13 protein-coding genes are annotated in these 15,690 nt (G+C 38.5%); 9 read left to right on the plus strand and 4 right to left on the minus strand.

Translation table 11 applies throughout. The features are described from left to right. Positions 1-392 precede the first annotated feature (392 nt). The 9 genes from HMPREF1505_RS10095 to HMPREF1505_RS10135 all read left to right on the plus strand — a co-directional run bounded on the left by HMPREF1505_RS10095 (position 393) and on the right by HMPREF1505_RS10135 (position 9,574). Positions 393-1,766 (plus strand): MATE family efflux transporter, encoded by a 1,374-nt coding sequence (locus HMPREF1505_RS10095; protein ID WP_036925086.1) that lies wholly within the window; start codon positions 393-395, stop codon positions 1,764-1,766. Between the two features lie 15 nt (positions 1,767-1,781). Next, positions 1,782-2,402, plus strand: coding sequence for an AAA family ATPase (locus tag HMPREF1505_RS10100; protein WP_036925089.1), 621 nt, complete (start codon positions 1,782-1,784; stop codon positions 2,400-2,402). Continuing rightward, positions 2,402-2,914 carry a metallophosphoesterase gene (locus HMPREF1505_RS10105; protein ID WP_036925092.1) on the plus strand — a complete coding sequence of 171 codons (513 nt, stop codon included), beginning with the start codon at positions 2,402-2,404 and terminating at the stop codon, positions 2,912-2,914. The genes HMPREF1505_RS10100 and HMPREF1505_RS10105 overlap by 1 nt, the downstream gene beginning before the upstream one ends. A gap of 96 nt (positions 2,915-3,010) precedes the next feature. Further along, positions 3,011-4,165 (plus strand): dTDP-glucose 4,6-dehydratase, encoded by a 1,155-nt coding sequence (gene rfbB / locus HMPREF1505_RS10110; RefSeq protein ID WP_036925094.1) that lies wholly within the window; start codon positions 3,011-3,013, stop codon positions 4,163-4,165. Between the two features lie 102 nt (positions 4,166-4,267). Beyond that, positions 4,268-5,449, plus strand: coding sequence for a formate-dependent phosphoribosylglycinamide formyltransferase (gene purT, locus HMPREF1505_RS10115; RefSeq protein WP_036925095.1), 1,182 nt, complete (start codon positions 4,268-4,270; stop codon positions 5,447-5,449). 27 nt (positions 5,450-5,476) lie between these two features. After that, positions 5,477-5,902, plus strand: a complete 426-nt coding sequence (locus HMPREF1505_RS10120; RefSeq protein ID WP_025837159.1) for an FdtA/QdtA family cupin domain-containing protein — start codon at positions 5,477-5,479, stop codon at positions 5,900-5,902. Positions 5,903-5,981: 79 nt separating this feature from the next. Then, on the plus strand, positions 5,982-6,941 hold the full coding sequence (locus HMPREF1505_RS10125; RefSeq protein WP_036925097.1) for a GNAT family N-acetyltransferase: 960 nt from the start codon (positions 5,982-5,984) through the stop codon (positions 6,939-6,941). A gap of 46 nt (positions 6,942-6,987) precedes the next feature. Continuing rightward, on the plus strand, positions 6,988-8,085 hold the full coding sequence (locus HMPREF1505_RS10130; RefSeq protein WP_036925098.1) for a DegT/DnrJ/EryC1/StrS aminotransferase family protein: 1,098 nt from the start codon (positions 6,988-6,990) through the stop codon (positions 8,083-8,085). A gap of 16 nt (positions 8,086-8,101) precedes the next feature. Beyond that, positions 8,102-9,574 (plus strand): glycoside hydrolase family 125 protein, encoded by a 1,473-nt coding sequence (locus HMPREF1505_RS10135; RefSeq protein ID WP_036925099.1) that lies wholly within the window; start codon positions 8,102-8,104, stop codon positions 9,572-9,574. 529 nt (positions 9,575-10,103) lie between these two features. On the opposite strand, the gene HMPREF1505_RS10140 is transcribed toward HMPREF1505_RS10135, so the two are convergent. The 4 genes from HMPREF1505_RS10140 to HMPREF1505_RS10155 form a co-directional block, all read right to left on the minus strand. Beyond that, positions 10,104-11,450 carry a YihY/virulence factor BrkB family protein gene (locus tag HMPREF1505_RS10140; protein WP_036925100.1) on the minus strand — a complete coding sequence of 449 codons (1,347 nt, stop codon included), beginning with the start codon at positions 11,448-11,450 and terminating at the stop codon, positions 10,104-10,106. Positions 11,451-11,982: 532 nt separating this feature from the next. After that, entirely contained in the window at positions 11,983-13,500 is a 1,518-nt protein-coding gene (locus HMPREF1505_RS10145) for an MBOAT family protein (protein WP_155948934.1), read from the minus strand. A gap of 57 nt (positions 13,501-13,557) precedes the next feature. Continuing rightward, positions 13,558-14,961: a hypothetical protein gene (locus HMPREF1505_RS10150; protein ID WP_036925104.1), complete on the minus strand. Its 1,404-nt coding sequence runs from the start codon at positions 14,959-14,961 to the stop codon at positions 13,558-13,560. Positions 14,962-15,032: 71 nt separating this feature from the next. Further along, a complete protein-coding gene (locus HMPREF1505_RS10155) occupies positions 15,033-15,668 on the minus strand; it encodes a TetR/AcrR family transcriptional regulator (protein ID WP_036925106.1) in 636 nt (211 codons plus the stop codon). Between the last annotated feature and the right edge of the window lie 22 nt (positions 15,669-15,690).

A 15,690-nucleotide genomic window follows, 5' to 3' on the forward strand; every position in this document is an offset into this window, starting at 1 on the left:
TCTTCCGAAATATGGAGTGATAAACTAAAAGTCTTATATAATAGGCACACGGAGTCACGGAGGGGACTGAGGTAAACGCAATGTCATGCAGGTGCTGACGGCACAAAGAGCTACGGAGGTATAGCGTACAGATTCTTGATAACTACATTGCTTTGTTTTAATAATCCTCCGTCCTCTCCTTTTCTCCGTGTGACATTTCGTCAGAAACCTAACCTTAAGTGGCAAACTTTATCACTCCAAAATACTGAAGACCTTAAAAAATAGTAATAATAGGTTTTATAAACCTACAATTCATTACGCTACAAATAGGTTTTCTCATTTTTTTTTCGTACATTTGCAAGCATAGTATAAGGAGGAATTCCATTCATTCGTAGACGAGTAATAGAATCTTGATGGATAATAAGAATGCAACTTTAGAGTTAGGTACTAAACCTGTTGGTAAATTGTTGGTACAATATGCGTTCCCAGCAATTATTGCTATGATAGCAGCCTCACTCTATAACATAGTAGACCGAATATTCATTAGTCAGATTGTAGGACCAATGGCTATATCTGGTTTAGCTATTACATTCCCTTTTATCAACCTTGGTGCAGCCTTTGGTGCAGCAGTAGGAATAGGAGCCTCTACGTCTATCAGTGTGAAATTAGGTCAGCGTGACTATGACACAGCAGAGAACATACTTGGTAATACAGTAACGCTTAATCTGATTATAGGAAGTGCATTTGGTATTATCTGCCTTATCTTTCTTGACCCAATCTTACGATTCTTTGGTGCAAGTGATGCTACAATCCCCTATGCCCGCAGTTTTATGGAAGTTATTTTGGCGGGAAATGTCATCTCTCACATGTACTTTGGAATGAATGCAGTACTTCGTGCAGCATCAAAACCTCGTCAGGCAATGATGGCTACTATTTTCACAGTCTTGATGAATATAGTCTTAGACTTTATCTTTATTAGGCTCTGGGGCTGGGGAATTCGTGGTGCAGCTTTCGCCACAGTCTTATCTCAAGCATTGGCATTATGCTGGCAGATGAAGCAATTGACTAACAAAGATGAGATTTTACATTTAAAGCGTGGAATCTATCGACTTAAAAGACATTTGGTAGAAAATATCATCTCTATTGGTATTTCTCCATTCTTGATGAATGTTTGTGCTTGCATTGTGGTTATCTTTATGAATAATCAACTTGTCAGATACGGTGGTGATATGGCTGTTGGAGCATTCGGCATAGCTTATAGTGTGGCTATGATTTTTGTAATGTTTGTCATCGGATTAGACCAAGGTATGCAGCCTATAGCTGGATATAACTATGGTTCACAGCAGACAGACAGACTTATGCGTGTATTGAAACTTACTATCTTTGCAGCAACAGGGATAATGGTTACAGGTTGGCTAATTGCCCATTTAGCCCCATATTACTGTGCACGTATGTTCACAAAGGACCCAGAATTAATTCGCCAAGCAATTAAGGCTATTCAAATAAACATGATGATGTATCCTGTCGTAGGATTTCAGATGGTTGTAACAAACTTCTTTCAGTGTATTGGTAAAGTAAAGATAAGCATTTTCTTATCTCTTTCTCGCCAATTACTATTCTTAATTCCACTACTTGTTATCCTACCACATTTCTTCAACTTAAATGGTGTTTGGGCATCATTGCCTTCAAGTGACTTCTTGGCATCATTAGTTGCAGCTATCATTATGATGGCTTATATGCGTCGGTTGAAAAAACAAAGAGTGAACAATCAAAACTTAAATTCATAAATAAAGAATCTAAATATGGAAAAGGAACTAATCATAAACGTTGGTCGTCAGATAGGCAGTGGTGGTCATATTATCGCCAAGATGCTTGCTGAAGAATTCGATTGCCAATACTATGACCGTGAGATTCTTAACATTGCAGCTAAGGAAAGTGGGTTTTCAGAGAAGTTCTTTGAGCAAAACGACGAGCAAAAAGGATTTATGAAAGGGCACTTTCATATACACCTTCCTCTCTTAGGTGACAATGATTTTTATAAGAGTAATTTTTCACAAGAAAGTCTTTATCAGTTCCAAAGCGATGCCATTCGTGAAGTAGCAAAGCAGAACCCACGCTGTGTGTTTGTTGGTAGAACAGCAGATTACGTATTACGTGATAATCCAAACACCATCAATATCTTTATAACAGCATCAATGGACACTCGTATTGCTAATGTATGTGAGCGACGTGGATGCTCTAAAGAAGAAGCTCGTAAGTTTATTGAAAATGGAGAAAGCGAGCGTGCCAAATACTATAACTATTACACAACAAAGGTTTGGGGGCATGCTGAAAGTTATGACCTTTGCATTGATGCGAGTATACTTGGCTTAGAAAAAACAAAGGATCTGATAGCTGATTTTATCAAAAGGAAAAGTCTTTAATGAAACGAATTGGTATAATCTCTGATACTCATGGCTACTGGGATGATAAATACGAATACTATCTTGGGGAATGTGATGAGATATGGCACGCTGGTGATATAGGTTCATTAGAAGTTGCGGATAAGTTTGAGGCAATGAAACCCATCTTTCGCGCTGTATGTGGGAATATAGATGATTACACTATGCGCAACCGATATCGGGAAATTCTGCGCTTTAAGTGCGAAGATGTTGACGTGTTACTTAAACACATTGGAGGTTATCCTGGACGTTATGACCGTTCAGTACAGAGTATGCTCTATGCTTCTCCACCCAACCTTTTTGTTGATGGACATTCACATATTCTCAAAATACAATTCGACAAGACACTAAACCTACTTCATATCAATCCTGGTGCAGCTGGTCTTCGCGGATGGCATAAAGAAAGAACTTTAGTGAGATTAACCATCGAAGGTGATAAATTTACTGATTGCGAGGTTATAACATTAGGAAATAAACAACAAGAAAATAAATAAATTTGAATTGTAAAAGAACTATATTAAGATTCGATTACAATCAAAGACTATTAAAACTTACCCAAAAGAATAACAAACATTTTAAATAACATAGATATGAAAACTTATTTAGTAACTGGTGCTGCTGGTTTTATCGGAGCAAACTACATTAAGTATTTACTTCATAAGAAGTATGTGAATGAAGATATTAAGGTTATTGTCCTCGATGCACTTACATACGCAGGTAACCTCGGTACTATCAAAGATGATATTGATAACGAGCGTTGCATCTTTGTGAAGGGTGATATTCGTGATCGTGAACTTGCCGACAAACTCTTTGCTGAATATGATATTGACTATCTCGTAAACTTTGCAGCAGAAAGTCATGTTGACCGTTCTATTGAAGATCCACAGTTGTTCCTTTCTGTAAACATTCTTGGTACACAGAACCTCATGGATGCTGCACGTCGTGCATGGGTGACAGGTAAGGACGAGCAGGGTTATCCTACATGGAAGGAAGGCAAGCGTTATCATCAGGTATCAACAGACGAGGTGTATGGTTCATTGGGAGCAGAAGGCTACTTTACAGAGGAGACTCCACTCTGCCCACATAGCCCATATTCTGCCAGCAAGACAAGTGCTGACCATTTTGTAATGGCTTATCACGACACTTATCATATGCCTATCAGTATTACACGTTGTTCAAACAACTATGGTCCTTACCACTTCCCAGAGAAGTTGATTCCATTAATTATCAATAATATCCTTGAGGGAAAGAAACTCCCAGTATATGGTGAGGGTTTGAATGTACGCGACTGGTTGTATGTAGAGGATCATTGCAAAGCTATTGATATGGTTGTACGTGAAGGTCGTGTAGGTGAAGTTTACAATGTTGGTGGACATAATGAAATGAAGAATATCGACATCGTTAAACTCACAATAAAGACTATCCATGACATGATGGCAGAGGATAAGAACCTCCGTACTATCCTCAAGAAGCAGGTCAAAGACGCAAATGGTGACATTGATATTAGCTGGATAAATGAAGAGTTAATCACACATGTTCCAGACCGTCTTGGTCATGATGCACGTTATGCTATTGACCCAACAAAGATAAAGAATGAGTTAGGTTGGTATCCTGAAACAATGTTTGCTGACGGTATTGTAAAAACTATCCGTTGGAACTTAGAGCATCAAGACTGGATTCAAGAGGTTACTTCTGGAGATTACCAAAAGTATTATGACATGATGTGCACAAAAAAAGGAAGATAATAAATCTACTAAAATATAATCTCACACCCTCGTCTAACTCTTCATAATACGGCGAGGGTGTAAAACCTTCTCACAAACAAAAGATAGACAACACATCTTCAAATGAAAAAAATCTTGTTATTAGGCTCAGGCGAACTGGGCAAAGAGTTCGTTATAGCAGCTAAACGTGCTGGACAATATGTCATTGCTTGCGATAGTTATGAGAATGCACCAGCCATGCAGGTAGCTGATGAGTCTGAAGTAATAGATATGCTTGATGGTACAGCCCTTGATGCTATTGTAGATAAGCACAAACCGGACTTGATTATTCCTGAGATTGAAGCAATCAGAACTGAACGTTTGTTTGATTATGAAGAACGTGGAATACAAGTTGCTCCATCAGCACGTGCTGTAAACTTCACCATGAATCGTCGTGCTATACGCGACCTTGCAGCACGCGACTTAGGGTTGAGAACAGCCAAATATTTCTATGCAAAGACATATGATGAGTTCAAAGCTGCAGCTGACGAGATTGGTTTCCCATGTGTCGTTAAACCTTTAATGAGTTCAAGTGGACATGGTCAGAGTTATGTTCACAATGATGAAGAACTCGAAGAAGCGTTTAAGAATGCGATGGATGGCGCACGTGGCGATGTGAAGGAGGTGATTATTGAAGAGTTTATTGAGTTTGAGAGTGAGTTTACACTGCTTACTGTGACACAGAAGAATGGCCCTACCCTCTTCTGTCCACCTATTGGACACATACAGAAAGGTGGTGATTATCGTGAAAGCTGGCAACCATATGCCATCTCAGAAGAATCATTACGTCAGGCAGAACATATTGCTAATGAAGTGACACGCGCACTAACCGGATATGGTATATGGGGAGTCGAGTTCTTCTTAACAAAGAAGGGAGAAGTAATCTTCTCAGAATTATCACCTCGTCCACATGATACAGGTATGGTCACATTGGCACATACAACCAACTTCAGCGAATTTGAACTTCATTTCCGTGCTGTAATGGGACTCCCAATCCCTGCTATTCACCTTGAACATGCAGGTTGTTCTGCTGTAATTCTTTCTCCTATTGAGACTGACAAACCTTTATCATACAACCTATTAGATGCTTGCAACGAAGATAGAACACGCCTACGTATATTCGGTAAACCAATTGCTCACGTGGGTCGTCGTATGGGTGTAGCACTCTGTTATGGAGAAGTAGGAACAGATATGGATGCACTTCGTGATAAGACTAAGCGTGTTGCAGCAACCGTATTGGGTACAGATCCCTATATGAAGAAATAAAGACTGAATAGTCTAAAGGCTGTAAGAATGAAAGAAACAGAAGCTTCAATAGGAAAGATTATCTCCTTACAAAAGATGGTTGACCCACGTGGTAACCTCTCTATTGCTGAGGGAATGAAGGATATTCCTTTCAACATTTCTCGTGTTTATTGGACATACGATGTACCTTCAGGTGCTTGCCGTGGTGGTCATGCCCATAAACATTGCCGAGAATTCATCATTGCTGTTAGCGGTTCCTTCACAGTTACCCTCGATAATGGACGTGATAAGCAATCTTTTCTCTTGAATCATCCTTATCAAGGACTCTTAGTTGAGACTGATACCTGGCGAACGCTCGATGATTTTTCATCGGGAGCCGTATGCCTTGTTTTGGCAGAAGATCCTTTTGAAGAAAATGATTATATCCGTGAATACACAGAGTTTCTTAACTATAAGTGTTCTAAGAAAGGATAAAGGTAAAACCATAGATTAGATATAAAAGGATAAAAGAGGACCGTTTAGAGTATCTTCTTTTATGCAATCCTAAAAGATAATGTTTGAAGTAAAGCAATACACGCAAGAACAAGCACAAGCGTGGAACGAGTTTATTGAGGATTCACGACAAGGAACATTCCTCTTCAATCGTTCTTATATGGATTATCATGCCGATAGATTTCAGGATGCTTCGCTGATGATTTATCGAAAAGGACAGCTCTATGCACTCTTACCTGCTAATCGTTTAGGCGACACACTTTACTCTCATCAAGGATTAACTTACGGTGGACTTATAACAAAGAAACAGGCTACTACAGCAGAGATTTGCGAGGTATTCATAAAGATTAATGAATATCTTTACCATTCTGGAGTACAAAGAGTTATCTATAAACCTACGCCATGGATATACCATCATTATCCTGCCGAGGAAGATCTCTATGCGCTAACATATATTTGTCATGCACAACTAACGGCTCGTGACATATCAAGTACTATTCCTTTCGATTCACATATAAAGTTCAATGAGAGTCGTCGAAGTGGAGTTAGGAAGGCCAAACGTGCTGGTGTGACAGTTCGGGAGAGTCAAGACCTTGCAACTTTTTGGGATATTCTCGATAAGAACCTCACCAATAAGTATGCTACTCACCCTGTACACTCCCTTGAAGAGTTAACTTTACTCCACAGTCGGTTCCCTAACTCGATTAGACTATTCATGGCATATAATGACAAAGGGATAGCTATTGGGGGTACTATCATCTATGAAATGCCACGAGTCGTTCATTCTCAGTATATCTCAGCATCTCCAGAAGGAAAAAGGCTTGGGGCTATCGATCTTCTCTTTGACTATATACTTAATAATGTATATGCCAATCATAAGGGCTTCTTTGACTTTGGTAAAAGCACAGAAGAGGAAGGAAAGATTCTAAACACAACGCTTATTTTCCAAAAAGAAGGCTTTGGAGGACGAGGTGTATGCTATGACTATTATGAGTGGGAAACAGATACTATCATAGAGTAATATAAAGATCCCGACCATACTCAACCTACTTCATTAAAGAACAAACATGATAAACTATCTCTCACTTCAAAAAATAACAGCATTACATGAATCAGAGATTACTACAGCTGTTAATCAGGTACTACGTTCTGGCTGGTATCTGCAGGGGGAGCATATAGCTTTATTTGAAAAGAATTATGCACAATACATTGGTACAAAGTACTGTGTAACATGTGGTAATGGGCTTGATGCACTCTGTCTTATCTTCCGTGCCTATATAGAGTTAGGACTTCTCAAAGAAGGTGATGAGGTTATAGTTCCTGCCAATACATATATAGCAACTATCCTTTCCATCACCGAAAACCACCTTACCCCTATCCTTGTAGAACCGGATATCAACACTTTAGAGATTGATGAGAAACAGATTGAACAAGCTATCACCTCTCGTACACGTGCCATTATGCTTGTGCACCTTTATGGAAGATGTGCCTATATGCCTTTCATTGGCGACATTTGTAAACACCATAACCTCTTACTGCTTGAAGATAATGCGCAAGCGCACGGCTGTCACTTTGGTAACAATCGTACAGGAAGCCTTGGAAACGCAGCCGCACATAGCTTTTATCCAGGCAAGAATCTTGGTGCCTTAGGTGATGCAGGAGCTGTGACAACCGATAATGAACAGTTGGCACAGACTATTCGTAGCCTTGCCAACTATGGATCTACACGCAAATATGAGTTTTCCTTCAAGGGAAAGAATAGCCGTATGGATGAAATTCAAGCTGCCGTTCTCAATGTAAAACTCACCTATCTCGATAAAGAAAACCAACGTAGAAAGCAGATTGCTAAAGCATACTTAGAGGGCATTAACAACCCACAAATAAGATTGATAAAGGATAATGACAGAGATAATGTTTATCACATATTCCCTATTCTCTGTCCATCTCGTAATCGTTTGCAACAATATCTCAAAGATAATGGTATTGAAACGATGATACACTACCCCATTCCACCACATCAGCAAGAGGCTTACAAGGAATGGAGCGAGCAACATTATCCTATTACAGAGTTCATCCATCACCAAGAACTCTCCCTCCCTTGCAATCCGACAATGACTGATGAAGAAGTTTATCAGATTATTGACAGCATCAATATGTATCAATAAAACTAAATCATAACGTATGAGAAAGATAACCTATATCACATCAACATTCGTTGCGCTAATGGCATTACAGGCGCAACCAATCAATGCTGACAATATTAATAAGGTATCAGCAAACCAACTCACCTGCCCTGCAGATGCAGTGACTTTCATCTCGAAACGCCCTAAAGAAACAGAAAGACTTTTCCGCTCAGAAGCTGTTGAGAAGGAAATACAGAATATTATAAAGAAGTTAACCAATAAACGTTTGGCATGGATGTTTGAGAATTGCTTCCCAAACACACTCGATACTACTGTTCACTATGGTGAGGAAGCTGATGGAACACCTGACACTTACGTTTATACTGGTGACATTCCTGCTATGTGGCTTCGCGATTCAGGCGCACAAGTGTGGCCATACGTACAATTAGCAGGAAAGGATAAGAAACTGAAGAAGATGTTAGCTGGTGTTATTAATCGCCAATTTAAATGTATCAACATCGATCCATATGCTAATGCATTCAATCATAAGCCAGACCCAAATGGCCGTTGGATGACCGATGAAACAGATATGAAACCAGAGTTACACGAGCGTAAGTTTGAGATTGACTCACTCTGTTACCCTATCCGCCTTGCATATGAATATTGGAAAGTAACAGGCGACACAAGTGTTTTTGGTCCAGAATGGGTTAAGGCAGTAGAGAACATTCTAAATACTTTCCATGAGCAGCAGAAGAAAGACGGCAGAGGAACCTATAAGTTCTTACGTGTTACCGACCGCGCACTTGACACAATGAACAATGCAGGTTGGGGTGCACCTGTTAAGCCTGTAGGACTGATTGCTTCTGCCTTCCGCCCTTCAGACGATGCGACGACATTACAATTTCTTGTTCCATCAAACTTTATGGCAGTATCTTCTCTTCGCAAAGCAGCAGAGATTTTAACCAAGGTAAATAAGAATACAGCTCTTGCTACTCAATGTACCGACCTTGCTAACGAAGTAAATGATGCTTTACAGAAGTATGCTGTATACGAACATCCTAAATATGGTAAGATATATGCTTATGAAGTAGATGGCTTTGGTAGCTACTTCTTGATGGATGACGCCAATGTACCAAGTCTGTTGGCTATGCCATATCTTGGTGATGTAAGCGTAGACGACCCAATCTATCAGAACACTCGCCGTTATGTATGGAGTGAGGATAATCCTTATTTCCATCGTGGCAAGGCTGGCGAGGGTATTGGTGGTCCACATATTGGTAACGATATGATATGGCCAATGTCTATCATGATGCGGGCTTTCACATCAAAAGATGATAAGGAAATTCGACAGTGCATTGAAATGTTAATGAATACTGATGCCGGAACAGGCTTTATCCACGAGAGTTTTTATAAGGATGATGCTAACAAATTTACACGTGAGTGGTTTGCATGGCAAAATACTTTATTTGGTGAACTCATCGTTAAGTTAGTAAACGATGGCAAACTTGGTTTGCTCAATAGTATAAAATAGACCCGTAAAGGCACAATTGTAGAGATATTTCAAAAGTTAGAAGATAAATCTTAATATTTACCTTATTTAACATTGTATATTTGGAAATATAACAAGATTTAGATATCTTTGCAACGTGTTTTTCATGGTATTAGATTATTAAGGTTAGAAGATTAGTTGTCGTGAGACAAGTAATCTTTCAGTCCCAGACCAACAGTCTGGGACTTTTTATTTTTAATATACTTTGACTTTATTGTCTTAACAAATCGAAATAACAAAGTCTTGAAAAACCTCATTAAGTATAGAAGATGATGCTTTTGTTAGCTTCTAAAAGCGAAACGTCATTTAGGAGTTGTAACAAAAAAACATACTTCATAGATAAAACAAGATTTTATAGTACGATAAAAGAGCCAGTTTTCTATTGTAGAACTGGCTCTTTTATTATGTTATCATATTCGTTTGGAAGAGAATATCAGATGGTTTAGTGTTACAATATTATCCTTCTCAAAAAAAAATCAACGAAGTATACCACTAAATCCAAGATACTCCTTTAATTCTCTGAATAACTTATTAGTTCTTTAATATTGATTGATTTCAACTCATTAAGATAAATCTCGCGTATACTTCCCACCCTATTATATATGTCATGGTTCCATGCTTTTTTAGGAGAGAAACCTAAAAGGGCAAAATCAGATGCTGGAGTAGACTCTAAACGAGCAATCATTTCACCTACAGTTATGTTACTTGTATCGTGCGTAGGCGTATAAGTTACTTCATCAGAAGTAGGTGAAAAGTTCTCCGAGATGAGATTGACCTCTTTTAATCTATAGAGAATATCCGTCATCACACGAATAGGAATATGCGTTTCAGACTTTATTTGTAATGCAGTCTGAGGCTTTTGGTCATTTGCAAAACGTTGACAGATATGGCTCAATACAGTCGCACACAGTATTAAAAGGTCATTATGACATATATCTTCTGTATCTATCAGACACTCATAGTACTCTAAATTTTGATTAAAATAACACAGTTCTGCACAGAATAGACAGATATACCACGATGCAAGTATCCACAACATAAACAGTGGAAGTGCTGCAAACGAACCATAAATGGCATTATAACTTGTAAGGAAAATCTGTCCATGTATATAAACCGCTTGTAAGCAAAGCATAGCGATACTGGCTATCATCGAAGGAGCAACTGTCTTCGTAATCTTAACCTTTGCATTGGGCATGAAAACATAAAGCACAATGAACATAAGCGTAAGGATAGCCCATGGCACGAGATAACGAAGTGAAAAGCTCGCAATAGTTCCGAGAAAACGCAAACCATTTAGATTCTCTACAAAGCTATAGAAATAGATGCTAAGTCCTGAAAGAATGATAATACTAATAGGTACGAGAAACATTAAAGCCGTATAATCTATGACTATCCTACTAAGAGGGCGACTATCTTTAACCTGCCATATATTATCAAAAGCAGTCTCTACCGTTCTAATCAGAGAGAAAACACTATAAAGCATTATCATCAGTCCTATTCCAATAAAGAGTCCAGTCTTAGCATGAACAAGGTAAGACTGCGTAAGCTTTAACAGCCAAGTAGCCGCTTCGGGTTGTGCAGACAACATTTCTCGAAACTGTTTTTCAAGAAACTGTCCAAAACCAAAGCCATTTGCAATAGCAAAAATCATAGATGCTATGGGCACGATTGCCATTATCGTAGAAAACGAAAGTTGTGCCGTGGAAGCAGCATGATCGCGCACAAAAAAGAATTTGACAGTCAGATAAAACTTCTGAAACTGTCTGATTAGCATATTTCTACGCTTTGAACTATGCTCAGTTTTCATGAACATACCAACAGTTAAGAAGTACTTAATTCTTTCTATATCTATCTTCATTATGGTTTCTTATTTCAGAAAAAAGTAGGAGTTATTATGCAAACTTAATAAAAAAAAGCGAAATTAGCAACAATTACACCTATTTATAATAATAACACTAACGAGATTCATCCAAAACAATAAGTCTACTTTTAGTTACTTCTTCTTATCATCTTGTAAAGTTAATAATCCTCGTCTTGTAATAAAAATTCATATCCTTAATTTTAAACAAGGCTTAATAGCGTTCGAATTAAGGCTTAATTGGCTTCCAAAAGACGCCCTTTTGCTATGCTGTTAACGCCCTTTTGAAGGCTAATTAAGCACCTATTACCAAGCACTTTTATAATTAACTGATAGTCTGTTAGTTGCAAAAGTCCATATTAAGACTTTTATTTTGCCTATTTAAAGCATATCTACCCAGCTTTTTGTAAGTATTTTTTCGCAAAGCAAAGACAGCTATCAACGTAGATTATAAGAAGCAAATAAAACAGCGCATACAGTTAATCTAACATTTAGTTTAACCCTATGCGCTGCCTTTTATATCAGGAGCCAATTAGAACTGGAAGTAAATAAATGGCTGTATATCAGAACTCTTTACCTGCATAATAATAAAGATAACAATCGTAATTGCAATTGCAGAGAGTAAGACACCACCCTTCTCTAAGATACGAACACAACGGTTTTGCCATGAGTCTGGAATCCAATGCGTAAGAAGCGCAAATATCATCAGTAAGAATACATACTTATACCCCATGAAGACGTCAGGAAGTACGGAAGGATTGAACTTCGTAAACATTTGCTTTACCATAACCCACACTGCATCAAAGTCCTTGCAACGGAAGAACAACCATGTGAAACAGAGAACGTGGAAAGTAATAAATACTGAAATAAACCGACGAAGACCAGATGGATGATAACGACGATCGTGCTTCATAACAGTCTGAGACCAGAACTTATGTACACAAACCAATGCACCATGCAAGACACCCCAAACAATGAAGTTCAACGAAGCTCCGTGCCAAAGACCGCAAGCTGTCATAGCCACCATCTGATTGAAATACATACGAAGTGTTCCCTTCTTGTTTCCACCAAGTGAGATATAGACATAATCACGAATCCAAGTTGAAAGCGAAATATGCCAACGACGCCAGAAATCAGTCATGGAATCGGCTGTAAGCGGTGCATTGAAGTTCATTGGAATCTTAAATCCAAGCAGCAATGCAATACCAATTGCCATATCAGAATAGCCAGAGAAGTCGCAGTAAATCTGAATACAGTAGCCATACAGACCAAGAAGAACCTCGCCACCAGAGAAGAGCGTTGGGTTATCAAAGATACGATCTACAAAGTTTTGTGAGATATAATCAGAGATAACCGCTTTCTTAAAAAGACCAATGATAATAAAGAATACTCCCTGAGCAAACATCTCACGGCTGATATGTAACGGCTTGCGAATCTGTGGTCCGAAGTCTGTTGCACGCGTAATCGGACCAGCAAGAAGTGTTGGGAAGAAGCTGACATAGAACGCATAGTCAAGCAATGACTCCATTGGCTCAGCCTTCTTTCTGTATATGTCTACAACGTATGAAATTGTCTTAAAGGTATAGAAGCTAATTCCTACTGGTAAGAAAATATCCCAAGGTTGGAAGTTTCCACCAATCATCTGTGTAACCATTCCAGCAAAGAAGTTGGTATACTTAAAGTAAGCCAACAATCCAAGGTCTATCAACAGTGTCAAAGCCAACCACAACTTAGGATGCTTTCCCTTAGCAACACGTCTTGCAATATAGAAGTCGCTGACAGTTACGATAAGTAACAATAGGAAATAGAAGCTACTACTCTTGTAAAAGAAATAATAAGAGAAGAGCGTCACAAAGAGAAGTCTTGCATCAACCTTGTTTCGCAGACAGTAATAACCTATCATAAAGACAAGGAAGATAAAAAGGAATGCACCTGATGAGAAAAGGAGCGGTTCGCGTGGATTATAGAGCAGGATATCAGCTACCTTTGTAATATCAAGGCCTGAGACATATGACTCTATATTCTGTAGGAAGATTTTTAATATAGCCATGAATTGGCTAAACAAATTACTTAAATCCATCTGTTTCTATGTTGTACTAATAAATACTTACTCTTCAACTAATTTCTCACGTCTTGTATAATTCTTTTGTCCGGCTACAATAGACTTGAAAATACGCTGACTGACATATTTACCACCTTTATAATTAATGTGTACATAATCCTTTGTACCCATACTCTGTTCGTCTACGATGCGCATCATCGTACCTGGACCACCCATAGCACGGAAAAGATTATAGAAGCCGACATGGCAATCGGCAGCAAGTTGTTCTTGATAACCCACCAACATCTCAACTCCCTTCATTGTACCATCAGGTGAAGTCTTTGAGCCACGGTCAGGACTACTAACAATAAGAATACTCGTTTCTGGGAAACACTTATGGAAGAGGTCTACAACAAGCTTCATGTCAGCCATATACTTCTTCAATCGCTCAGGCGTTGTCTCTGCATCTACAGCATTGACACCAAACTGAAATACAATAAGATCATACGGACGAACAAGAGCAAATTCCTTCAACATCTGTTCTGGAAGTTTTGCTAATGATGTTCCAGAAGAGCCACGCATACTGAAGTTGTCAACAACAATTCCTTCGCGTCCCTCTTGTGATGTACCAAAGAGAACAGTATTAGAACCATTCACCTTTATTGTTGCATGAGAAGTAACACCATCCATCTTTACAGCTTGTACTGCTGACGACGGATTGACGCGCTGCGTACTTGTCTTACCACCATCAATCTCAAAGGTTACGTTTGCACCTCCCTTTGAACGAAGATAAAGCCATGTGCTTGCCCATTTTTCAGTGCGACTGTAGTCATGAGACAATGAAAAAGGAGCATAAGACATAGTAGCTTGTCCATTCATTGTATAATAACGCTCCGCAATACCTGCTTGATTAACATCATAGCTTGCTGGTTTCTTAACCATATGTTCGGTAAGTCCCGTGAATTTATTATCCACTGTATGCTTGTATTGGTCAAGATCATTACCAGCATCTATCCAACCTACGCCATAACCACCATACTGCTTCTGAAGGTCTTCACGTAAATCAGCTAATAAGATGTCTCCTTCTATATATGAATCACCAAAATAGGCAATACGAACAGGACGACCAACTGCTTGCTTCTGAGCCAACATATTAAGTTGACTATAGAAATGATCAAGTCCACCAGGTTTACCTGCAGAATAATCAACGATACGCTCAGTACCCTTAGGCCATTCTTCCTTAAAATCTATAACCTTTCCATCTTTATCATAAGCAACAATAGCAGAAGGTTTCTTTGGGGAAGGTATGACGTCTTCAAGTACTTTCTTCTTTTGTGCAAGATCACTCAGAATGTCTATCTCTCGGAGCTTCGCATCTCCTATCTTGAAGGTAGGAAGAAAATGAAGCAGAAAAAGAAACAATGCTACTAATAATGTTAGAAGCAATGTCTTATATGTATTATCTTTCATTTACTAATTATCTTTTACCTAAATGCATCACTTTTAAAATGCAAAAAAACATAGTATATTGATTATTCACTTTAAGACAAGGGAAGAGAATTTAGTTCTTCATCCAACAACTTAACGCCTTTCATTGTGCAATAAGCGCGTATAAAGAATAATATACTAACATGTGCCAGTTCCTTTATATCGTACTTCTTATAAAGATATTGATTCATAATAGCATTCTGTAAAGCAACTGTCATTGTACGTACGATATTATAATTTAAATTAGGAAGAAACAAACCTTCATCTATACCACGCTGTATAAAAGCATGGGCATCGGTTTCTCTTTCATCATGCACCCTACGGACATAAGCCAATAACTCTGAATATTTATGTAGTTCTTCAAAGAAGAGAGGGTTAATCTGGCTAAACTCTTCTAAACGGAAACGGCAGATTTCTATAATTATATTAATTACGTTCGATCCTGTTCTGCCTATCTCGTCCAGCCGTCGTTTCTCTCTTTGCTTATCACGTCGCACGACTTCTAACAGCAGTTCTTCCTTATTGCTGTATATTTCATAGAGTGTACGCTTTGATATCTTAAGTTCATTGGCAATATCATCCATCTTAACACTCCTTATTCCATGCTTATGGAAAAGGTTTATGGCAGTAATGAGAATCTTCTCTTTAAGTTCTTGCCGATAAGTGGTTTCTGTAGCTGTATTATACATTAAACTTTATTTTTGCGACAAA

Source organism: Prevotella sp. ICM33, assembly GCF_000517825.1.
Taxonomy (GTDB): domain Bacteria; phylum Bacteroidota; class Bacteroidia; order Bacteroidales; family Bacteroidaceae; genus Prevotella; species Prevotella melaninogenica.